A 20250-nucleotide genomic window follows, 5' to 3' on the forward strand; every position below is an offset into this window, starting at 1 on the left:
GCCTCCCGATTTTTTAAAGCGTATCACAGTTGGCGGGAAAAGCATGGGAGGAGTCGGTGCGGTTGAACCACTATTTACCAGCGCGCCGCCGCAACTTTATCGCTGTCACGGGCATCAACCCAGCGGTCGCCCTCTTCCGTCGCCTCACGCTTCCAGAATGGTGCGCGCGTTTTCAGCTGATCCATAATAAACTCATTGGCCTCGAACGCCATTCCGCGGTGAGCGCTGGTGACACCGACAAAGACAATTTCATCGCCCGGATACATCGGCCCGACGCGGTGATAAACAGAAACACTTTGCAAAGGCCAGCGCGCGCGAGCCTGTTCAACAATCTCCGCCAGCGCTTTTTCCGTCATGCCCGGATAATGCTCCAGCGTCAGTGCCGTGACGTGGCTGCCCAGATTATGATTGCGCACTTTGCCGGTGAACGTTACCACCGCGCCGTCTGCGTCTGATTGCGCCAGCCAGTTGTACTCTTCGCCAACGTTAAACGGGGCGGCATCAACAATAATTTTTGTCCTGTCCATCTCAGCCCCCGGTCACTGGCGGGAAGAACGCCACTTCGTCGCCCGCTACCAGCGGATGCGCCATCGTAGTCAGCGTCTGATTGACCGCCACCAGCAATTTGCCGGATTCCAGCGCCAGCGCCCAGCGGTCGCCGCGTCCGGTCAGGGAATTGCGCAAATCTTCCACGGTGGAAAAATCAGCCGGCAATTGCAGGCTGGACGTCCCGGTTAATTCACGAACCTGGGCGAAGAATAAAATGTCGATCATATTTCCACCTTATCTTCAGCCTTGCTTTCCGCCTTAAAGTCGCCGGATTTACCGCCGCTTTTTTCCAGCAGGCGGATCGGGCCGATCACCATATCTTTCTGAACGGCTTTACACATGTCGTAGATAGTCAGCGCGGCGACGGAAGCCGCGGTCAGCGCTTCCATTTCCACACCGGTTTTACCGCTTAACCGGCAACGGGATTCGATACGAACGCGGTTATGTTCCGGCTGCGCTTCCAGATTGACTTCGACTTTGGTCAGCAACAGCGGGTGACACAGCGGGATCAAATCCCAGGTTTTCTTGGCAGCCTGAATTCCGGCGATGCGCGCGGTAGCAAACACATCCCCTTTGTGATGATTACCGTCGATGATCATCGCCAGCGTTTGGGCTGCCATCTCAACAAAAGCTTCGGCGCGGGCTTCGCGAACCGTTTCGGCTTTGCCGGAAACATCCACCATGTGGGCATCACCGGACGCATTAATGTGAGTTAATTCTGACATGCTTATTTCTTCAAATGTGGGGTGAAATTGCACGGACCCTGACGGGCATCGAGTTGCGCTTCAATGATATTTTCCCAGGCGGTCTGGCACGCGCGGGTCGAGCCCGGCATGGCAAAGATCACCGTCTGATTGGCAATACCGGCGATGGCGCGTGACTGAATGGTCGAGGTGCCGATATCTTCGAAAGACACCATACGGAACAGCTCGCCGAAACCTTCAATTTCACGGTCAAATAACGGCTTCAGGGCTTCCGGCGTGTTATTTCCGGTATTAAAACCGGTACCGCCGTTGATCAAAATGGCCTGAATCTTTTCATCTGCAATCCACGCAGAAACCACGGCGCGAATGCTGTAAATACTCTCTTTAACAATTTGCTGCGCCACGACGTGGTGGCCGCCTTCGGTCACGGCTTCTTTCAGGTAATGGCCTGAGGTGTCTTCCGCGTCAGTGCGGCGGTCAGATACCGTCATGATCGCGACAGATAAAGGCAAAAATTCTTTGCTGGCTTTGCTCATCAGTTTGCTCCTTAAACGATTAATGCCGGACTCAGCCGCCGATAAACGACAGGTTCTGGGTAATTCCGGTATTGCCTTCATGCAGGAAGTGCGTTTGTTTTTTACGGCTGAGGCCGCCCTGGATCCTGTCCATCAAATCATCCTGCTGAAGGTCGTCGGCCAGTAAATCGCGCAGAGGAATGCCCTGCTCGCCGAAAAGACACAAATGCAGATTGCCGATCGCGGACACGCGCAGACGGTTGCAGCTGACACAAAAGTCTTTTTCATACGGCATGATCAGGCCGATTTCGCCCAGATAATCCGGGTGGCTGAACACCTGCGCCGGGCCGTCGCTGCGTGAGCGGATCTGCAGCTGCCAGCCCTGACGGACAAGCTGTTCGCGCAGGACTTCGCCGGAAACATGATGTTTGCGGAACAGTTCGCCGCCGTCGCCGGTTTCCATCAGCTCGATGAAACGCAGCTGGATCGGACGGGTTTTAATCCAGTCGAGGAAGGTGTTGAGGCTGGCGTGATTCACATCGCGCATCAGCACGGTATTGACTTTGACCTTGCTGAAACCGGCGTCAAACGCGGCGTCAATTCCGGCCATGACCTCGCGAAATTTATCCTGCCCGGTGATGGCGTGAAACTGGCGGGCATCAAGGCTGTCGACGCTGACGTTGATGTTTGTCAGCCCGGCATCGCGCCATTTGCTGATATCACGCGCCATACGGTAACCGTTAGTGGTCACGGCCAGCGTTTTAATTGAGGGGTTTTCGCGAACGGCGGCAATGATGTCGCAAAAATCGCGACGCAGCGACGGTTCTCCACCGGTCAGGCGCACTTTTTCCGTTCCCAGATTGGCGAACGCGCGACTGACCCGACGGATTTCATCGAGCGAAAGAAAGCTTTTATTGCTGTGTCCGTGCGGCTTGTAACCGTCGGGCAGACAATAGGTGCAACGAAAATTGCACACGTCAGTGATCGACAGCCGCAAGTAATAAAACTTGCGGGCAAAAGCATCAGTAAGTTGAAGCACCTAAACACCTTTCCAAATACGGGAGATGCGGGCATTTCTGCCGTGCACCCTGGTGACTGATTGTCACGGCCAGAGCTCCATATTGTTTCTGTGGGAATAACGTCAGAAAGGCAACTTAGGAACCAAGGCTAGGAGTTGATTCAACACGTTCAGTGCAGAGCGATGAAGAATTCGGGTAACGGTCTACAGTTTAACGCTCTGAAGACCGGATCGCCAAGGTGGTTTTTCGTTATGCATTTTGATATATAACGATTTTTCACGACAAAAGAGAGCATTTTCAACGATAAAACCGCTTGATTTTGAAAGCGCTGAGAGTGCTGCGAAGGGATAACATCCTGTTGCAAAATTAGGTAAAATCTCCCGGCGAAACTATTATCTGCTGCATCGTTATTGTGCCCCGAGCACGTACTATTCTCACCTCTGGCCGCTTCACAAGGATCTTTATGCGCAATCGAACATTAGCTGACCTCGACCGGGTGGTGGCATTAGGCGGAGGGCACGGGCTGGGTCGCGTGATGTCTTCTCTTTCCTCGCTGGGCCCGCGTCTTACCGGCATTGTGACCACAACGGACAACGGCGGCTCAACCGGCCGCATCCGCCGCTCGGTAGGCGGTATTGCCTGGGGCGATATGCGCAACTGCCTTAACCAGCTGATCACCGAACCGAGCTTAGCTTCGGCGATGTTCGAATACCGCTTCAGCGGACAGGGCGAACTCGACGGACACAATCTTGGCAATCTGATGCTGCGCGCACTGGATCACCTGACTGTCCGTCCGCTGGAAGCGATCAATCTGGTGCGCAGTTTGCTGAAAGTCGACGCAGAGCTGATCCCGATGTCCGAGCACCCGGTTGATTTGGCCGCGATCGACGCAGCCGGTCAGCGGGTTCACGGCGAAGTAAATGTCGATAAACTGACGCAAATCCCGCGCGAATTACTGCTGGAGCCACAGGTTCCGGCCACGCGCGAAGCGTTACAGGCCATCGCCGAAGCGAATCTTATCCTGATCGGCCCCGGCAGTTTCTTCACCAGCCTGATGCCGCTGTTGCTGATGGAAGATCTTACCACCGCCCTGCGCCGCAGCCGTGCACACATCGTGTATATCGGCAATCTGGGGAAAGAGCTGAGCGTTGCCGCGGCTTCACTGACGCTTGACGACAAGCTGGACATGATCGAAAAACGCATTGGCCGTCGCGCTGACGCGGCGATTGTTGGGCCGAAAGTGACGCTGGGTGAAAGCGCCAAAGCGCATCTGATTATTCAAAGCCCGCTCGAAGCCAGCGATATTCCTTATCGCCATGACCGCGATATGTTGCGGACGGCGGTAGAAGAAGTGCTGCAAAAGATGCACTGAGTGCTGAGAAAATGATTCTGAAAATATAAAGACGAAGGCCGCGCAATGCGGCCTTTTTCATTAAAACCGTTTCACAAATTTGTCTGGAGTTATGCCCAGCCTGCCAGGATTTCAGCAGTGGTTTTCACCGTCACCGGATTTCCCGGCACGGATAACTCGCGCCAGACTTCGTTGTGCTGGCCTATTAACTGCTGAGCCGTGGCGTGGGTTCTGTCGCCAGTGGTGTGCGCATCGGAGGCAACGGTTACCGCGTAGCCTTTGCTGGCAGCGACTTTAATGGTGGTATCCACGCAGTAATCCGTGGCGCATCCGCACACCGTAAAGCCGGTCGCATTGAGATCTTTCAGCACTTCATCAAGACGGGTGCGGTAGAAAGAATCGCAGGCGGTTTTGGTGACGGAAACAGAACCCGCCGGCTGATGAAGTTCCGGCAAAACCTGCCAGAATTCGCTGCCTTCGGTCATTTCACCTTCGGCGTGCTGGATGAAAATGATGCGCCCAGCCCGGTCAATCAGCTGGTTAATTAACGCGGTGCGCCCGCTGCGGTCATAACGTGGCGATGCGAACACTCCGTTTTGCATATCCACCACAATAAGTACATTTTTCCCGGTCACATTTCTCTCCGCACAATAAAAAAGCCCCGCTTCACTTTACAGATTAAAGGGCTTTTTCACAGTTCAAAAAACCGGTGGAAACGGCTGTTATTTTTTGGTCAGCGGATGATTATTCCACGGGCTGTCAGCGGCAGGTTTCGCGGTACTGACTTTAGGTTTTTGCGGCTTTTCAGCGGATAACGGCGTGCGGCGTTTGCTGCGCGTCATATCAGGTCGCAAATGGCCTTCGATGAAATCCATATACAGGGTTTCCACCTCTTTGCGCGCCCACGGCGTACGGCGGAGAAATTTCAGGCTGGACTTGATACTCGGGTCGCTTTTGAAGCAGTTGATATTGACCTGCGAAGCCAGTGCGGGCCAGCCAAAATTATCCACCAGCGTTGTCAGCAGTTTTTCCAGCGTGACGCCGTGCAGCGGATCTTTCGCCGCAGCGGGATTTTGTGGTGTATCAGTCATTGGCTCGCTTTTCCTTATCAATTTTCAGGCCGCGCACTTTAGCATTTTTCCCTTACGAAAGAGCAATAAACTGCTCGCGCAGGGCGTGGAGTTCGTCGCGGGTATTGGCCGCTTCTTCGAATTCCAGGTTCTGGGCATGCGCATACATCTTGCTTTCCAGCTCCTTAATGCGCTGTTCCAGCGCTTTAGGCGTAAGCGATTTGTAGGTCTGCGCCGCTTCGGCATCGCGCTTGTCTTTGTTCTTTTTGGTCTTCGGCTGGCCCAGTTGCAAGATGTCGGAAATCTTCTTGTTCAGGCCCATCGGCGTAATGCCATTTTCCAGATTGTAAGCTTCCTGTTTCGCACGGCGACGCTCCGTTTCCCCGATAGCTTTAGCCATCGAATTCGTGATTCTGTCGCCGTAAAGAATGGCTTTACCGTTGAGATTACGCGCCGCACGGCCAATGGTCTGAATGAGCGAACGTTCTGAACGCAGGAAGCCCTCTTTGTCGGCATCAAGGATCGCCACCAGCGAAACTTCCGGCATATCCAGCCCTTCCCTCAGCAAGTTGATGCCCACCAGCACATCGAATTCACCCAGACGCAAATCGCGAATGATCTCCACGCGCTCCACGGTATCGATATCAGAGTGCAGATAACGCACCTTCTCGCCGTGTTCTTCCAGATACTCGGTCAAATCCTCGGCCATGCGTTTGGTCAGCGTAGTGACCAGCACACGCTCATTGATGGCCACGCGTTTGCGGATTTCCGACAGCAGATCGTCGACCTGTGTGGTAACCGGGCGCACTTCAATAATCGGATCCAGCAAGCCGGTCGGACGCACCACCTGATCCACCACGTCGCCGCCGGATTTATCCAGCTCGTAAGCGCCGGGCGTGGCGGAAACATAAATCGTCTGCGGCGCCAGCGCTTCAAATTCTTCAAAGCGCATCGGGCGGTTATCCAGCGCCGATGGCAGGCGGAAACCGTATTCCACCAGCGTTTCTTTACGCGAGCGGTCGCCTTTGTACATCCCGCCGATTTGCGGAATGGTGACGTGGGATTCGTCGACAATCAGCAAACCGTCGGCAGGCAGATAGTCAAACAGCGTCGGCGGCGGCTCGCCCGGACCGCGTCCGGAGAGATACCGCGAATAGTTTTCGATGCCCGAGCAATAGCCCAGCTCATTCATCATTTCGAGGTCAAACTGCGTACGCTGACTAAGACGCTGTTCTTCGAGCAGTTTATTATTATCCAGCAGCACCTTGCGGCGATCGGCCAGATCGACTTTGATCTCTTCCATCGCCTGCAAAATACGTTCACGCGGGGTCACGTAGTGCGTTTTCGGGTAAATTGTGAAACGCGGAACTTCGTGCTGCACCTGACCGGTCAGCGGATCGAAAAGGGAAAGCCGCTCGACTTCCTGATCGAAAAGCTCGATGCGCAGCGCCAGATCGTCCGATTCCGCCGGGAAGACGTCGATCACTTCGCCGCGCACGCGGAAAGTACTGCGCTGGAAAACCTGATCGTTGCGGGCATATTGCAGCTCGGCCAGACGGCGCACGATGGCGCGCTGATCGATAATCATCCCTTTGGTCAGATGAAGCATCATTTTCAGATACAGATCCGGGTCGCCCAGACCGTAGATCGCCGAAACGGATGCCACCACGATGACGTCGCGACGCTCAAGCAACGCTTTGGTCGCGGAAAGGCGCATCTGCTCAATGTGTTCGTTCACCGAGGAATCTTTTTCGATAAACGTGTCTGAACTCGGGACGTACGCTTCGGGCTGATAATAATCGTAGTAAGAAACAAAATATTCGACGGCGTTCTCCGGGAAGAACTCTTTCATTTCGCCATACAGCTGCGCTGCGAGGGTTTTGTTGGGCGCGAGAACCATCGTCGGGCGGTTCAGGTCAGCAATCACGTTCGCGACGGTGAAGGTCTTACCGGAACCGGTAACGCCAAGTAACGTCTGGTGCGCCAGACCGTTCTCCAGCCCTTCTTCCAGACGGCGTATTGCCTCAGGCTGATCGCCTGATGGCTTAAATTCGGAATGCAGTTTGAACTCTTTACTCATGACGGGCTACCTGGCTGAAATGAAAACGCATAAGGCCGTACGTAAGGCGCTCACGGAAAAACAGTATGAAAGACTCCGCGAATTTTGCCAGCCTTGATTTTACCACCCTATAATACTGTATATAAAACCAGCCTCCAATCGATAAAAATCACCAGTGATTTAACCAGTTGCTACATCTGCACTTTTTTAGGTTATTACGGAAAATAATTCTCACCATCAGGTGACAATTATCCCCAAACTTTTTCATTCGTTAACTTTCTGACCACAGGTTGACGAATTCTGACACAACTATGACGAACGAATTACGGGCGTATTGCTTTTAACTAACTCACTGATTATAAACAACATCATTAAAAAGCTGTGAATACGGGCAAAGTAAGCACAACCCGCGCCCTGACTCGTCTGTAGCATCTTTTCTTACTCTCATGCACATGGTTATCCACAGGAATAGTGGATAACTCTCAGCACGCCCCGTGCTGCGGGAGTTGGCAAAAAGTGCACTTCGGACGCAGGAGGAGGGATCAGCATCTTTTTTAGTTATTTTTTCCCTTTTTTCAGACTTTATTTATGCCTATTTTGCCTAGATTTTTAGGTGGATGTTTCTTGCATAATCCAAAAGTGCATCTCATCAGGATTTTTTAGCTTCCTGTTGTGGTATGACTTGCACCAAAACCAGAGTTAGCAGCACTGGCAAAGTGCAGATGCCCTTTTCCCCCGTCAGGGCGGTTCTGTTAAAACCTGAGCAACACTAATGAATAATCCTAAATCGCCCTGCGCCCCGCTGTTAACACCCGTGTAACTTCTCTTTTCTCTGTCACTTTTACAAACTTGGCCTGAGAGTTGCAGTGTCTCTGTAGGGAGCGATTCCTGTAGCCGGAACCGCTTTTTAAACCTGAAAGTGAAATCTGATGAATACCCTGTTTTTTGCTAAGCAAAGCCTTTTTTAGAGCAAGGAAAAAGCGGTTAACCCCATTTATCACTGGTTAATGGCTGTTTATCTGTAATTGATGCTGTGAGACAGGTCGGTAAAAAACGGGATTTAATTCTGTGTTACGGCATTAACAGCGGAACATAAATGTCAGAAATATGACAGTGGCGGTCAAAGCGAAGTTCAGCGGAATGCTCCGTGAGGGAGGGAGGTCTGATGTTAAGTGTAAAATCAGTTAATCAGTATTATGGGCAAAAACATATTCTGTGGGATATCAATCTCGAACTGTACCGCGGTCAATGTACGTGCCTGATCGGGCGAAACGGCGTGGGGAAAACCACGCTGGTGAACTGCATTATGGGCCATCTTCCGGTGAAAAGCGGGGCGATATACTGGCAGTCGCGCGACGAAGAACCTCAGAGTTTGTTAAATCTTCCTGTGGAAAGCCGTGCCCAAATCGGCATCGGTTATGTGCCACAGGGTCGGCAGATTTTTTCACAGATGAGTGTCGATGAAAACCTGCAAATTGCCATGATGGCCAGCCGGAATAAGACGCGTCGCGTGCCTGAAGAGGTCTACGACCTGTTTCCGACGCTTAAGGAAATGGGAACGCGTAAAGCGGGAGAGCTCGATGAGAGCCAGCAGCAGCAACTGGCGATCAGCCGCGCGCTGGTTCAGGAGCCCGAACTGCTGATCCTCGACGAACCAACTGAACACACCAGCGCATCGATGGCGGCGAATATGGGTAACATCATTCACCGCCTGAACCGTGATCTCGGTCTGACGCTGCTTCTGGTCGGGCATAAATTGCCGTTCATCCGCAGCGTCGCTGACCGTTTTTGTCTGGTGGACGGCGGGCGCAACGTGGCACAAGGCACGCTGGCACAGCTTGACGAGACGTTAATCAAAAATTATCTGACGGTCTGACGTCGGGCTTCATTCACCACCAGGAAGCAGATGTTCGAGAGCCAGATATTGCCCCAGATTTACGTCCAGACCGGCACTCAGGAACGGGATCTCGCCCAGCAGCGGCGCAGGCAGCATACGCGTGAGCGTCGCCATGTATGCCTGATGATGCTTCCCCGTTTCCTGCACATCATTGGCAATCCAGCCCGCCAGATGTAAACCACTTTGCGCGATGGCCTCCGCCGTCAGCACGGCGTGATTGATGCAGCCCAGCCGCATTCCCACCACTAACACCACCGGCAGTTGCTCGGCAATCACCCAGTCCGCGAACGTATAGTCTGCGGTCAGTGGCGTGTACCAGCCGCCCGCCCCTTCCACCACCACCCAGTCGGCCAGCGGTTCGAGATGGCGCAATCCGGCGGATAACACCTGCGGATCAATCGGGCGATTTTCCAGCTCGCTGACGATATGCGGCGACGTCGGTTCGATAAACGTACACGGATTCACTTCGTCGTAACGCAGCCCGACGGTGCTGTAAGCCTGAAGCGCCAGCGCGTCACTGTTTCGCGGGCCTTCGGCCGTCATTTCACTGCCTGACGCCACCGGTTTGTATCCGGCAGTTTTGTGTCCGGCGCGCGCTGCCGCCTGTAAAAATGCGGTTGTGGCAACGGTTTTTCCGACTTCGGTATCGGTGCCGGTAATAAAGTATTTTTGTTTCATGTCTTAGTTCTGCGTCGTGCCTGGTGTGTATAACTGTTTCTTTTAAATCAACGGGGAATGAGTTCTTCCACCTGCAAAATGCCGTAAACCAGCCGGTAGTTCAGCGGCAAAACGCCGTCGCGGCGGACGTAATGTTTCTCCAGCAATTGCAGACGCTCACGCCCGCCCAGTCCGCCAAGTCGTCCATTTTTAATGTGCGTCGCGCCGATGCCTTTGAGCGAACGCATCAGCGATATCACGTCCGGGAATTCGGCGATGTGATCGCTGAAGGTCACTTCATGGCGATACGGCGCACAGGCTTCGGCGATTTTGTCAGGCGTCAGGAACTGATTGACGTGACGGCGGCCATCGACTTTCATCCACGCGGCGGCCAGCTCATTGAGCGAACCTTCAGCCAGCGTGGAGAAGATCACCAGCCCGCCGTTGCGGGTGACGCGGTGCATTTCCTCCAGCGCACGCTGCAGCGCGTTACACCACTGCACCGCCAGATTGCTGAAACAGATATCAACCGAGTTATCGGCAAACGGTAAACGCTCGATATCTCCCGGCACATATTCATCGGCGGAATCCAGTTCACGGGCACGGCTCAGCATGCCTTCGGAGAGATCCAGCGCAATCACGTTTTTCCCCTGAGCGCGCCAGTAACGGCTGAAATAGCCCGTCCCGCAACCGGCGTCGATAACCGTTTTTCCTGCATCTTTCAGGTAGGGTTCTGCCAGCGACAGCAACGTTTCCCCCACATCACGCTGCAATTGTGCGGCGTTTTCATAACTGACGGCGGCGCGGCTGAACGCGTCGGCCACCGCTTGTTTATTCACTAATTCAGTGACTGCACCCATGAAGGGACTCCAGCAAAAAATCGATATCTTCCGGCCTGTGTGCCGCCGTCAGCGTAAGACGCAGCCGCGCGCTGCCCGGAGGCACCGTCGGCGGACGGATAGCACTGACCCACAACCCGCGTTCGCGCAATGTCGCCGCCAGATCTAAAGCAGGCTGATTTTCGCCTACGATCACCGGCTGGATAGCCGTTTGTGAAGCGGTCAGCCGGTAAGGCAATCCGGTAGCCCCGGCGCGGAAACGGGCAATATTGGCCGCCAGTTTATCACGCAGGCCGTCGTCTTGCCGGACTCGTGCCAGCGCGGCCTGTAACGCGCAAACCTGCGCCGCAGGCATCGCCGTGCTGTAAATCAGATGACGCGCGAACTGCAACAGGTAATCCGCGGTGGCATCATCACACAGCACCGCCGCGCCACTGCACCCGAAAGCTTTACCGAATGTGACCACCAGAAGTTCAGGCCGCACGCCCTGCTGCCAGCAACTGCCTCGCCCTTCTTCACCGGTGACGCCCACGCCGTGCGCGTCATCCACCATCAGCCAGCTTTCGTGCGATTGCGCGAGACGATGCAGTTCCGCCAGCGGTGCAGTGTCGCCGTCCATACTGAACACGCCTTCGGTCACCACCAGCGTTTCACCGCCCACCGGTTTTTTCAGCAAGCGTTGCAGGGAATCCGGCTGATTGTGATGAAAGCGCCGCAGTTGCGAAGGCGAATGGGCAGCGCCTTCCAGCAAAGAAGCGTGGCTGAGTTTATCCGCCAGCACGCGATCGTCGCCCTGCATCAGCGCGGCAAGAATGGCCTGGTTGGCCGCAAAGCCGGAGATAAACAGCAGCGCGCGCGGATAGCCCTGCCACTGCGCCAGCTGCTGTTCAAATTCGGCGTGCACCACGCTGTAGCCGGTGACGTGCCCGGAACCGCCGCTGCCCACGCCGTATTTTTCAGCGCCCTTCTGCCACGCGGCAATGACGTCGGCGTCCTGACTCAGACCGAGATAATCGTTACCGGAAAAATTCAGATACCGTTTGTCACCCTGTGTCAGAAACCGCGCACTGCCGCCGTTGTTCGGCTGACGCACACGAAAAGCCGCCGCTTCTCTGCGGGCGGCAACGGCATCGTTAATCCGCGTTTGCCAGCTCATGGTCAGACGGCGGCGTTGTAAAACTGTGTGGTATCAGCATGAACCAGCTGATCGGCCAGCGCAGCCTGTTGCTGGTTATCGCCCATTTCTGTTTCGAACACCTGCGGGTTAAGCCCCAGTTTGCCGAACAAAATGAGATCTTTATCTTCCGCCGGGTTCGGCGTGGTCAGCAGTTTGCAGCCGTAGAAAATGGAGTTGGCACCGGCCATAAAGCACATCGCCTGCGTCTGTTCGCTCATCTGTTCGCGACCTGCGGAAAGACGGACATACGACTGCGGCATCATGATGCGTGCCACGGCGATAGTGCGGATAAAATCAAACGGATCGACGTCGTCGTTATCGGCCAGCGGCGTGCCTTTCACTTTCACCAGCATGTTGATGGGCACGCTTTCCGGGGGCACCGGCAGGTTCGCCAGTTGCATCAACAGACCGGCACGGTCTTTGACGGTTTCACCTAAACCCACAATCCCGCCGGAGCAGACTTTAATGCCCGCACCGCGCACTTCCGACAGCGTATCCAGACGTTCCTGATAGCTGCGGGTGGTGATGATACTGCCGTAAAATTCCGGCGAGGTATCCAGATTGTGATTGTAGAAATCCAGACCGGCATGCGCCAGACGCTGCGCCTGCGTGGTGTTCAGCGTGCCGAGCGTCATGCAGGTTTCCATCCCCAGTTCTTTCACGCCCTGCACCATTTGCTCGAGGTACGGCATGTCACGGTCGTGCGGATTTTTCCACGCGGCGCCCATGCAGAAACGAGTCGAACCGGCAGCTTTCGCCTGACGGGCGGATTCAAGCACCTGCTCGACTTCCATCAGACGCTCAGATTCCAGCCCGGTTTTGTAACGGGAACTCTGCGGGCAGTATTTACAGTCTTCCGGACAGGCGCCGGTTTTGATCGACAACAGCGTACTGACCTGAACCTGACGCGGATCGAAGTGCTGACGGTGAACCTGCTGGGCTTCAAACATCAGCTCAAGGAAAGGTTTGGAAAACAGTGCCTGAGTTTTTTCAAGCGTCCATTGGGTGCGGGTAGTCATGCGACAACTCCAAAATAAATGTTTCGTGAACGTTTTTATGGTCGGTATACTGTCAACCATTCTCGATTCGTTTTGGTTTACGGTCAACGAGAATTACATTTTTTAGTTTACAACTTACCTCCCGCAGGAATCCTTTATGAGCCCCGCCGATATCGAATTCGACCAGCGCCACATCTGGCATCCGTACACATCCATGACCAAACCACTGCCCGCGTATCCGGTGGAATCGGCGTCCGGCGTGCTTTTACATCTGGCCGACGGGCGTGAGCTGGTGGATGGCATGTCGTCCTGGTGGGCGGCGATCCACGGCTATAACCACCCGCAGCTGAATCAGGCCGCGGTCGAGCAAATTGGCAAAATGTCGCACGTCATGTTTGGCGGTATCACGCATCCTTCAGCCATCGCGCTGTCGCGCCGTCTGGTAGAAATGACGCCTGCCGGGCTGGAATGCGTGTTTCTGGCGGATTCAGGTTCGGTGGCGGTGGAAGTGGCGCTGAAAATGGCGATGCAATACTGGCAGGCGCGCGGCGAGAAACGTCAGACGCTGCTGACGCTGCGCAACGGCTATCACGGCGATACTTTCGGCGCGATGTCGGTGTGCGACCCGCAAAATTCGATGCACAGTTTGTATCAGGGATATCTGCCGCAGCATCTGTTTGCCGACGCGCCCCAGAGCCGTTTTGACGGCGAATGGGACGAAGCGGACATTGCGCCTTTCGCCAAAATGCTCGATGAAAACCACAGCAAAATTGCCGCGGTGATTTTAGAGCCGGTGGTTCAGGGCGCGGGCGGGATGCGGATTTACCATCCGCTGTATCTTAAACGGGTGCGTAACCTGTGCGATCAGTACGGCGTGCTGCTGATTGCCGATGAGATTGCCACCGGTTTTGGCCGCACCGGCAAGCTGTTTGCCTGTGACCATGCGAAGATTTCGCCGGATATTCTCTGCCTCGGCAAAGCGCTGACCGGCGGCTATATGACGCTTTCCGCCACGCTGACCACGCGGCATGTCGCGGAAGTGATCAGCAACGGCGAAGCGGGCTGTTTCATGCACGGCCCGACGTTTATGGGCAATCCGCTGGCCTGCGCGGTCGCGAATGCCAGCCTGCGCTTATTGTCGGAAAACCGCTGGCAGGCGCAGGTGCTGAATATCGAAAAACAGCTGAAAAATGAATTACTGCCGCTGGCCGAACATCCGGCAGTGGCCGACGTGCGCGTGCTCGGCGCGATTGGCGTGGTGGAAATGCGCCAGCCGGTCAACATGGCTCAACTGCAAAAGCATTTTGTGAAACAGGGCGTGTGGATCCGTCCGTTCGGCAAGCTGATTTACCTGATGCCGCCGTACATCATCACGCCGGAAGAACTCCGTAAACTGACCGATGCCATTGCCAGCGCACTCGGCGCACTTTACTGATCGCATTTTATTGATAACACGGTATTGCTCACACGGCGCTGACCAGCCGGTGCGATGTTGATAACAGCGCGCTCAGCTTTTCCCGGCTGAGACGCGCCTGTTCATTGAGAAAATCAATCGCCACTTTCAGCGCGGGGGTCGGGTTCTCCGGATACAACAACGTATAAGACGCGCCGCTCGCCACGCATAACGGGAACGGCGCAATCACCCTGCCCGCCTGCAAATCATCTTCAATTAACGTCAGATCGCCGATCGCTACGCCATAACCCTGAAGTGCCGAATTAATCGCCAGATCCAGCGTGTCGAAATGCTGTGATTTCTCCGACGGCAGCCCCTGCACGCCCTCTTCACGCAGCCATAAAAGCCAATCGCGGCGGTCGCGGGTCGGGTGCAGCAGCGTTTTATCCGCCAGATCGGCAACCGCGGTTTTCCCTTTATGACGGGGCAAAAAATCCGGCGTGCAGACCGGCGTCAGCACTTCGTCAAACAGATGATGCGCGCGGCGCTGCGATTCCGGTGGCCGCCCGAAAATCACGGCTGCATCAAAATGCTCATTGCTGAAATCCACGCCGTGCGCAATCGAGGCGGTCAGTTCGATGCGCATATCAGGCCGGTCGTTTTGCAGCTGGATCACGCGCGGCAATAACCAGCGCATCGAACAGGTCGGGCATTTGATCCGCAGCGTGTCCGGGTGCGAACCGACGCGTTTCAGCGCATCACCCATCAGCGACAGCGCCTGCTGTACGGGCGTTAATAGTTGCGCACCGCGCGGGGTCAGCGTCAGCCCGCGGGCCTGGCGTAAAAACAACGGATACCCCAGCGACGTTTCCAGCCCGGTGATCTGGCGGCTGACCGCGCCCTGCGTAATGTGCAGCAACGTGGCGGCATGCGTCAGATTCAGGGTTTGCGCGACGACAGCAAAGGTTTTGAGCACGTTGAGCGACGGTAAATTCAGTGCATTCAGATACGACAGTTCAGGCGAAAGTGTCACAGATCCCCCGGTAAATTCAGCATTTAGCCATGACGGCTGATCATGGCGAGTATGACAAATTTTCCATTGTCGGCACAGTCGAACTGCTGCTTAATCGTTAAACACCCGTTTTAACCTTCTCATGGCCGCCCGGCCTGTTTCCTTTGGGGAAAATGCTATGAAAAGCGCGATGTCGCCGCAGTCTAAATTACCGGATGTCGGCACCACTATTTTCACCGTGATTGGCCAGCTGAGCGCCGAGCACAATGCCCTGAACTTATCGCAGGGCGCGCCGAATTTCTCCTGCCAGCCTGCGCTAATCGACAGCGTCGCCAAAGCCATGCGCGACGGTCATAACCAGTATGCGCCGATGAGCGGCGTGGCCGCGCTGCGCCACGCACTTTCCGCCAAAGTTGAAGCGCTTTACGGTTGCCATTATGACGCAGACAGCGAAGTCACCGTGATTGCCAGCGCCAGCGAAGGCTTGTATTCCGCCATCAGCGCGCTGGTGCATCCGGGCGATGAAGTCATTTATTTCGAACCGTCGTTTGACAGCTACGCGCCAATTGTCCGCTTACAGGGCGCAAAACCGGTGGCGATCGGCCTGTCGATGGAAGATTTCAGCATCGACTGGGATCAGGTTGCGAGCGCCATCAACAGCCGCACACGCATGATCATCATCAACAGCCCGCACAACCCGACCGGCGCGATTTTCACTGATTTCGACATCGAACGTCTGACAGCGCTGACCAAAGACACTGACATCGTGATTTTGTCGGACGAAGTTTACGAGCACGTGGTTTTCGACGGCGAACGCCACGAAAGCATGGCCTGCCATCCGCAGCTTGCCGAGCGCAGCGTCATTGTGTCGTCGTTCGGCAAGACCTATCACGTCACCGGCTGGCGCGTGGGCTACTGCCTGGCACCGGCGGAACTGATGGACGAAATCCGCAAAGTGCATCAGTTTATGGTGTTCTCCGCCGACACGCCGATGCAGGTGGCGTTTGCCGAAGCACTGGCCGATCCGCAAAGCTATCTCGGTCTGGCGGATTTCTATCAGCAAAAACGCGATTTGCTGGCGGAAGCGCTGAGCGAATCGCGCTTTGAATTACTCCCAAGCCGTGGCAGTTTCTTTATGCTGGCGCGTTTTAGTCATTTCAGCCCGCTGACCGACGATGAATTTGTGCTGAGCCTGATCCGGGATCACCAGATTGCCACCATCCCGCTGTCGGCCTTTTACAGTAATAACAAACCCACCGGGCTTATCCGCCTGAGCTTTGCCAAAGATAACGACACGCTGTACGAAGGCGCACGCCGTCTGTGTCGCGTCTGAGCCTACTTTCTGATACCGCAGGGGAATTGTGAATAATGAAAAAATTGAAAATCGCATTGCTGTTAGGTTGTGCCGTGGCGTCTTTTTCTGCGCTGGCAGACGGTTCAACGCTGAAATTCGGTCTGGAAGCGCAGTATCCGCCGTTTGAATCCAAAAGCGCCACCGGCGAATTGCAGGGCTTTGATATTGATTTGGGTAATGCCGTTTGCGCCGCGGCCAGCGTGAAATGCGAATGGTACGACACCTCTTTCGATGGCCTGATTGCTGCCCTTCAGGCGCGTAAATTCGATGCAATCAACTCCGCCATGAACGTAACCGAAAAGCGTCGTCAGGCGATTGATTTCACCAACGTGATTTACCGCGTACCGACGAAACTGATTGCCAAAAAAGATTCCGGCCTGCTGCCGACCGTTGATGCGCTGAAAGGCAAACACATCGGCGTGTTGCAGGGTTCGATTCAGGAAAGTTACGCGCAGGCGCACTGGGCACCGAAAGGCGTGGATATCGTTTCTTATCAGGATCAGAACCAGGTGTATCTGGACCTGTCCTCAGGGCGTCTGGACGGCACGTTAGTGCTGGCTCCGGCAGGCCAGAGCGGATTCCTGTCACGTCCTGATGGCAAGGATTACGGCTTTGTCGGCGACGCCGTGCGCGACGATAAAATCCTCGGCAGCGGTATTGCATTCGGCCTGCGCAAAGGTGATGCCGCGCTGAAAGAAAAACTCGATACCGCCATCGCCAAAGTACAGCAAGACGGCGTAGTGAAGACGCTATCGAAGAAATATTTCGGCGATATTGATGTAAGTGTGAAGTAATTTTTTTCTGCGCCTCACCTGTATTCTGGTGAGGCGCAAATCCTGCCACTGCCTTTCTTTTCTTCTCAGTACTCAGAATTCACAATCACTTCTTCGCCAAAGATGCCGGCCTGCGGTAACGGTTTATAGCTGGAGTTTGACGCGCGTAATACGCGGATGCCGCGCGCACCGGCGGCCTGTGCAGCGGTGATGTCGTTGTCCGAATCCCCGTAGAAAATCTTCATTTGCTTATCTTTCAGCCACTGCGTTTTGGTGTTCTGCCCGGCTTTGTCACCGGCAAAAATCACCGGATTTACTTTGTCTTGCGGGATCTGGAAATCATTCTGCAAGGTTTTGGTGACGGTTTCGGTTTTGGTTTCACTGCGCCCGGTAACGAAATAAATGCTGTCGCCGCGTTTGAGGTGCATGGCAATCAGGCTTTTCGCCACATCTTTCGGCATGCTGAACTCGTCCCAGCCGTTATTCATTTTTTCCCAGAATTTCGGGTTTTTCAGATAATCCTGTTTGCCCGGAGAAAATTCCAGCTGGCCACGGTAAAAACCCGGTGAAGAAAACAACACGGTGTCATCAATATCGAAGCCCACCGCCAGCGGCGGACGGCCTTGCAGGCTGTTTTCAATTTGCGCGACAGAAACCCAGTGAACCGGCGACTGTCGGGCGAGTTGTGCAACGTTAACGCCCGGAGACAGTGGCGCGGGCGCAGCGTCTGTTGCCGTTGCCGTTTGGCCAAGGCTGAGCAGCAGGAAAACGGCACTGAGTGCCAGAGGTGTTTTACGCATCGGGATCCCTTTTTTATGCTTATTAATCTGAAAGATAAAACGGAGCAAGTGGTCAAAAACCTTACCGAACATACCTGCGCCCTTCACAGACTCAAAGGGATTTCTCGGACAAAGTCATAGGAAAAGATGATGGTCACAGTTTGGGGATAAAACGCATGACTCATAAGAACATGGCATAAACCGCTTCATGCGAAAACAACTTCGCGTCCTATACTTATTCCCAATTACGTCGACTTTTAACTCTCTTATATGAAACGGGAAGGTATTGGTATGTCTCAATCTCAGTCTGAAAACCGCCGCATCGTTCTGGCGTCCCGCCCTCATGGTAAACCTGTTGATGACAATTTCCGTCTGGAAAAAGCCCCGCTGCCGGAGGCCAAAGAAGGCCAGCTTTTATTGCGCACCGTCTGGCTTTCTCTTGACCCTTACATGCGCGGGCGGATGTCCGACGCGCCTTCGTATGCCGCGCCGGTGCAAATCGGTGAAGTGATGACCGGCGGCGGGGTGTCACGCGTGGTGGAATCCCACAGCCCGGATTTCAAGACCGGCGATCTCGTCGTGGGCAGAACCGGCTGGCAGGATTACGCCGTTGTGAACGCGGATGAAGTGAAAAAGCTGGAAGGCGCTGCGCTTAAGCAACCGTCTCTGGCATTGGGCGTGCTGGGGATGCCGGGCTTCACCGCGTTTATGGGGCTGCTGGATATCGGCGAACCGAAACCGGGCGAGACGCTGGTGGTCGCCGCAGCCACCGGGCCGGTCGGATCCCTGGTCGGGCAAATCGGTAAAATCAAAGGCTGCCGCGTGGTAGGGATCGCGGGGGGTGAAGAGAAATGCCGCTACGCCGTGGAACATTTCGGCTTCGACGAATGCTTAGATCACCGCGCGCCAGATTTGGATCAACGTCTCAAAGCCGCCTGCCCTGACGGCATCGACGTTTATTTCGAAAACGTCGGCGGCGCGGTGTTTGACGCGGTTCTTCCGCTGCTCAATACCAAAGCCCGTATTCCGGTGTGCGGTCTGGTTTCGCAATACAACGCCACTGGCCTGAAAGAAGGACACGATCGTCTGTCATTGTTAGCCAGCACAATTTTGAGAAAACGTCTGCGCATGCAGGGTTTCATTATTTTTGATGATTACGGCCATCGTTATCCGGAATTTGCAAAACAGATGGGCGAATGGTTTGAAGCAGGGAAAGTGAAGTTCCGCGAAGACGTTGTTGAAGGGCTGGAAAACGCACCGCAAGCGTTCTTCGGTCTACTTGAGGGTAAAAACTTTGGCAAACTGGTCGTTCGTGTCGGGCAAGATTGACCCCTGACGGCGTCCACAGGAGGTAACATGAAATTACTGATTGTATTGACATCGCACGATAAACTCGGCGAAACAGGCAAGAAAACAGGTTTCTGGCTGGAAGAATTCACCGCACCGTATTACGAATTTCTGGATGCTGGCGCAGCGCTGACACTGGCGTCGCCGAAAGGCGGACAACCGCCCCTGGATCCGAAAAGCGATGAACCGGATGCCCAGACCGAAACCACGGCGCGTTTTCGTCAGGATAAAAGCGCTCAGCATGCGCTCGCCACAACGGTGAAACTGACGGAGGTGAATGCTGCTGATTTCGACGCTATTTTTTATCCCGGCGGCCACGGGCCGTTGTGGGATCTGGCGGAAGACGCGCACTCGGTCGGGCTGATTAAGGCTTTCTGGACGGCAGGCAAACCAGTTTCAGCCGTTTGCCACGCGCCCGGCGTTTTGCGCAATGTGCTGCTTGACGATGGCACACCGCTGGTCAAAGACAAGCGCGTCACGGGGTTCAGCAACAGCGAAGAGGACGCCGTCGGGCTGACGGACATCGTGCCTTTCCTGGTGGAAGACGAGCTGAAAAAGCACGGCGGCGATTACAGCAAAGCCGCTGACTGGCGTCCGTACGTTGTCACCGACGGCAAGCTGATCACCGGGCAGAATCCGGCGTCGTCCAAAGTCGTCGCACAAGCCCTACTGAAATTGCTCGGTGGCGCGGAGATCAGCAAATGATCTGACGCGGCTTGCGGCAAAGCATCACTGGCAGTGATATACAGCGGATTCC

At 54.9% G+C, this 20250-nt stretch carries 21 protein-coding genes and 1 riboswitch; of the genes, 7 read left to right on the forward strand and 14 right to left on the reverse strand.

All coding sequences use genetic code 11. The features are described 5' to 3' along the window. Positions 1-74: 74 nt before the first annotated feature. The 5 genes from moaE to moaA all read right to left on the reverse strand — a co-directional run bounded on the left by moaE (position 75) and on the right by moaA (position 2807). Entirely contained in the window at positions 75-527 is a 453-nt protein-coding gene (gene moaE, locus ACLBVC_RS01565) for a molybdopterin synthase catalytic subunit MoaE (protein WP_152325490.1), read from the reverse strand. Between the two features lies 1 nt (position 528). Beyond that, entirely contained in the window at positions 529-774 is a 246-nt protein-coding gene (gene moaD, locus ACLBVC_RS01570; protein ID WP_195823483.1) for a molybdopterin synthase sulfur carrier subunit, read from the reverse strand. Next, positions 771-1274 (reverse strand): cyclic pyranopterin monophosphate synthase MoaC, encoded by a 504-nt coding sequence (moaC, locus tag ACLBVC_RS01575; RefSeq protein ID WP_410147710.1) that lies wholly within the window; start codon positions 1272-1274, stop codon positions 771-773. The genes moaD and moaC overlap by 4 nt, the downstream gene beginning before the upstream one ends. 2 nt (positions 1275-1276) lie before the next feature. Then, positions 1277-1789: a molybdenum cofactor biosynthesis protein B gene (gene moaB / locus ACLBVC_RS01580; protein WP_410147712.1), complete on the reverse strand. Its 513-nt coding sequence runs from the start codon at positions 1787-1789 to the stop codon at positions 1277-1279. 31 nt (positions 1790-1820) lie between these two features. Beyond that, positions 1821-2807, reverse strand: a complete 987-nt coding sequence (moaA, locus tag ACLBVC_RS01585) for a GTP 3',8-cyclase MoaA (protein WP_410147713.1) — start codon at positions 2805-2807, stop codon at positions 1821-1823. After that, positions 2797-2954: riboswitch (molybdenum cofactor riboswitch) on the reverse strand. Its footprint overlaps the gene before it by 11 nt. A 296-nt stretch (positions 2955-3250) precedes the next feature. On the opposite strand from moaA, the gene ACLBVC_RS01590 reads away from it, so the two are divergent. Next, positions 3251-4159, forward strand: coding sequence for a gluconeogenesis factor YvcK family protein (locus ACLBVC_RS01590; RefSeq protein ID WP_410147714.1), 909 nt, complete (start codon positions 3251-3253; stop codon positions 4157-4159). Positions 4160-4248: 89 nt separating this feature from the next. Here the strand turns inward: ACLBVC_RS01590 and ACLBVC_RS01595 are convergent, their stop codons facing one another. From ACLBVC_RS01595 to uvrB, 3 genes are all read right to left on the reverse strand, one after another. Further along, entirely contained in the window at positions 4249-4773 is a 525-nt protein-coding gene (locus ACLBVC_RS01595; protein ID WP_195814132.1) for an isochorismatase family protein, read from the reverse strand. Between the two features lie 87 nt (positions 4774-4860). After that, positions 4861-5229 carry a VF530 family protein gene (locus ACLBVC_RS01600; RefSeq protein WP_410147716.1) on the reverse strand — a complete coding sequence of 123 codons (369 nt, stop codon included), beginning with the start codon at positions 5227-5229 and terminating at the stop codon, positions 4861-4863. A gap of 52 nt (positions 5230-5281) precedes the next feature. Next, positions 5282-7288 (reverse strand): excinuclease ABC subunit UvrB, encoded by a 2007-nt coding sequence (gene uvrB, locus ACLBVC_RS01605; protein WP_152325483.1) that lies wholly within the window; start codon positions 7286-7288, stop codon positions 5282-5284. A 1144-nt stretch (positions 7289-8432) separates the two neighbouring features. Here uvrB and ACLBVC_RS01610 point away from each other — a divergent pair. Next, positions 8433-9143 carry an ABC transporter ATP-binding protein gene (locus ACLBVC_RS01610; protein WP_410147717.1) on the forward strand — a complete coding sequence of 237 codons (711 nt, stop codon included), beginning with the start codon at positions 8433-8435 and terminating at the stop codon, positions 9141-9143. A 9-nt stretch (positions 9144-9152) separates the two neighbouring features. Here ACLBVC_RS01610 and bioD read toward each other — a convergent pair whose 3' ends face one another. The 4 genes from bioD to bioB are packed head-to-tail and all read right to left on the reverse strand — an operon-like array spanning position 9153 to position 12856. Beyond that, positions 9153-9842: a dethiobiotin synthase gene (gene bioD / locus ACLBVC_RS01615; RefSeq protein WP_410147719.1), complete on the reverse strand. Its 690-nt coding sequence runs from the start codon at positions 9840-9842 to the stop codon at positions 9153-9155. Between the two features lie 47 nt (positions 9843-9889). Beyond that, positions 9890-10681: a malonyl-ACP O-methyltransferase BioC gene (gene bioC, locus ACLBVC_RS01620; protein ID WP_410147720.1), complete on the reverse strand. Its 792-nt coding sequence runs from the start codon at positions 10679-10681 to the stop codon at positions 9890-9892. Beyond that, positions 10665-11816: an 8-amino-7-oxononanoate synthase gene (bioF, locus tag ACLBVC_RS01625; protein WP_410147722.1), complete on the reverse strand. Its 1152-nt coding sequence runs from the start codon at positions 11814-11816 to the stop codon at positions 10665-10667. Before bioF ends, bioC begins: the two co-directional genes overlap by 17 nt. A 2-nt stretch (positions 11817-11818) precedes the next feature. Further along, on the reverse strand, positions 11819-12856 hold the full coding sequence (gene bioB / locus ACLBVC_RS01630) for a biotin synthase BioB (RefSeq protein ID WP_410147724.1): 1038 nt from the start codon (positions 12854-12856) through the stop codon (positions 11819-11821). A 136-nt stretch (positions 12857-12992) separates the two neighbouring features. Between bioB and bioA the strand changes: the two genes are divergently transcribed. Next, complete coding sequence (gene bioA / locus ACLBVC_RS01635) at positions 12993-14270, forward strand: adenosylmethionine--8-amino-7-oxononanoate transaminase (protein ID WP_410147725.1); 1278 nt, start codon at positions 12993-12995, stop codon at positions 14268-14270. Between the two features lie 28 nt (positions 14271-14298). Here bioA and ACLBVC_RS01640 read toward each other — a convergent pair whose 3' ends face one another. Further along, on the reverse strand, positions 14299-15261 hold the full coding sequence (locus ACLBVC_RS01640) for a LysR substrate-binding domain-containing protein (protein ID WP_410147726.1): 963 nt from the start codon (positions 15259-15261) through the stop codon (positions 14299-14301). A gap of 157 nt (positions 15262-15418) precedes the next feature. Between ACLBVC_RS01640 and ACLBVC_RS01645 the strand changes: the two genes are divergently transcribed. Next, positions 15419-16573 (forward strand): methionine aminotransferase, encoded by a 1155-nt coding sequence (locus tag ACLBVC_RS01645; RefSeq protein ID WP_410147728.1) that lies wholly within the window; start codon positions 15419-15421, stop codon positions 16571-16573. Positions 16574-16608: 35 nt separating this feature from the next. Then, positions 16609-17388 carry an ABC transporter substrate-binding protein gene (locus ACLBVC_RS01650; protein WP_410147730.1) on the forward strand — a complete coding sequence of 260 codons (780 nt, stop codon included), beginning with the start codon at positions 16609-16611 and terminating at the stop codon, positions 17386-17388. Between the two features lie 65 nt (positions 17389-17453). Here the strand turns inward: ACLBVC_RS01650 and aphA are convergent, their stop codons facing one another. Continuing rightward, complete coding sequence (gene aphA, locus ACLBVC_RS01655; RefSeq protein ID WP_410147732.1) at positions 17454-18167, reverse strand: acid phosphatase AphA; 714 nt, start codon at positions 18165-18167, stop codon at positions 17454-17456. Positions 18168-18437: 270 nt separating this feature from the next. Here aphA and ACLBVC_RS01660 point away from each other — a divergent pair, with 270 nt between their 5' ends. Next, positions 18438-19475 carry an NADP-dependent oxidoreductase gene (locus ACLBVC_RS01660; RefSeq protein WP_410147734.1) on the forward strand — a complete coding sequence of 346 codons (1038 nt, stop codon included), beginning with the start codon at positions 18438-18440 and terminating at the stop codon, positions 19473-19475. Positions 19476-19502: 27 nt separating this feature from the next. Further along, complete coding sequence (locus ACLBVC_RS01665; protein ID WP_410147735.1) at positions 19503-20198, forward strand: type 1 glutamine amidotransferase domain-containing protein; 696 nt, start codon at positions 19503-19505, stop codon at positions 20196-20198. Positions 20199-20250: the final 52 nt, after the last annotated feature.

The organism is Rahnella selenatireducens (assembly GCF_046449555.1).
Classification (GTDB): domain Bacteria; phylum Pseudomonadota; class Gammaproteobacteria; order Enterobacterales; family Enterobacteriaceae; genus Rahnella; species Rahnella selenatireducens.

Bases quoted from the DNA above. Each gene is read 5' to 3' on its own strand.
- moaE (WP_152325490.1), bottom strand. From the start codon at position 527: ATGGACAGGACAAAAATTATTGTTGATGCCGCCCCGTTTAACGTTGGC.
- moaD (WP_195823483.1), bottom strand. From the start codon at position 774: ATGATCGACATTTTATTCTTCGCCCAGGTTCGTGAATTAACCGGGACG.
- moaC (WP_410147710.1), bottom strand. From the start codon at position 1,274: ATGTCAGAATTAACTCACATTAATGCGTCCGGTGATGCCCACATGGTG.
- moaB (WP_410147712.1), bottom strand. From the start codon at position 1,789: ATGAGCAAAGCCAGCAAAGAATTTTTGCCTTTATCTGTCGCGATCATG.
- ACLBVC_RS01590 (WP_410147714.1), top strand. From the start codon at position 3,251: ATGCGCAATCGAACATTAGCTGACCTCGACCGGGTGGTGGCATTAGGC.
- ACLBVC_RS01600 (WP_410147716.1), bottom strand. From the start codon at position 5,229: ATGACTGATACACCACAAAATCCCGCTGCGGCGAAAGATCCGCTGCAC.
- uvrB (WP_152325483.1), bottom strand. From the start codon at position 7,288: ATGAGTAAAGAGTTCAAACTGCATTCCGAATTTAAGCCATCAGGCGAT.
- ACLBVC_RS01610 (WP_410147717.1), top strand. From the start codon at position 8,433: ATGTTAAGTGTAAAATCAGTTAATCAGTATTATGGGCAAAAACATATT.
- bioD (WP_410147719.1), bottom strand. From the start codon at position 9,842: ATGAAACAAAAATACTTTATTACCGGCACCGATACCGAAGTCGGAAAA.
- bioC (WP_410147720.1), bottom strand. From the start codon at position 10,681: ATGGGTGCAGTCACTGAATTAGTGAATAAACAAGCGGTGGCCGACGCG.
- bioF (WP_410147722.1), bottom strand. From the start codon at position 11,816: ATGAGCTGGCAAACGCGGATTAACGATGCCGTTGCCGCCCGCAGAGAA.
- bioB (WP_410147724.1), bottom strand. From the start codon at position 12,856: ATGACTACCCGCACCCAATGGACGCTTGAAAAAACTCAGGCACTGTTT.
- bioA (WP_410147725.1), top strand. From the start codon at position 12,993: ATGAGCCCCGCCGATATCGAATTCGACCAGCGCCACATCTGGCATCCG.
- ACLBVC_RS01645 (WP_410147728.1), top strand. From the start codon at position 15,419: ATGAAAAGCGCGATGTCGCCGCAGTCTAAATTACCGGATGTCGGCACC.
- ACLBVC_RS01650 (WP_410147730.1), top strand. From the start codon at position 16,609: ATGAAAAAATTGAAAATCGCATTGCTGTTAGGTTGTGCCGTGGCGTCT.
- aphA (WP_410147732.1), bottom strand. From the start codon at position 18,167: ATGCGTAAAACACCTCTGGCACTCAGTGCCGTTTTCCTGCTGCTCAGC.
- ACLBVC_RS01660 (WP_410147734.1), top strand. From the start codon at position 18,438: ATGTCTCAATCTCAGTCTGAAAACCGCCGCATCGTTCTGGCGTCCCGC.
- ACLBVC_RS01665 (WP_410147735.1), top strand. From the start codon at position 19,503: ATGAAATTACTGATTGTATTGACATCGCACGATAAACTCGGCGAAACA.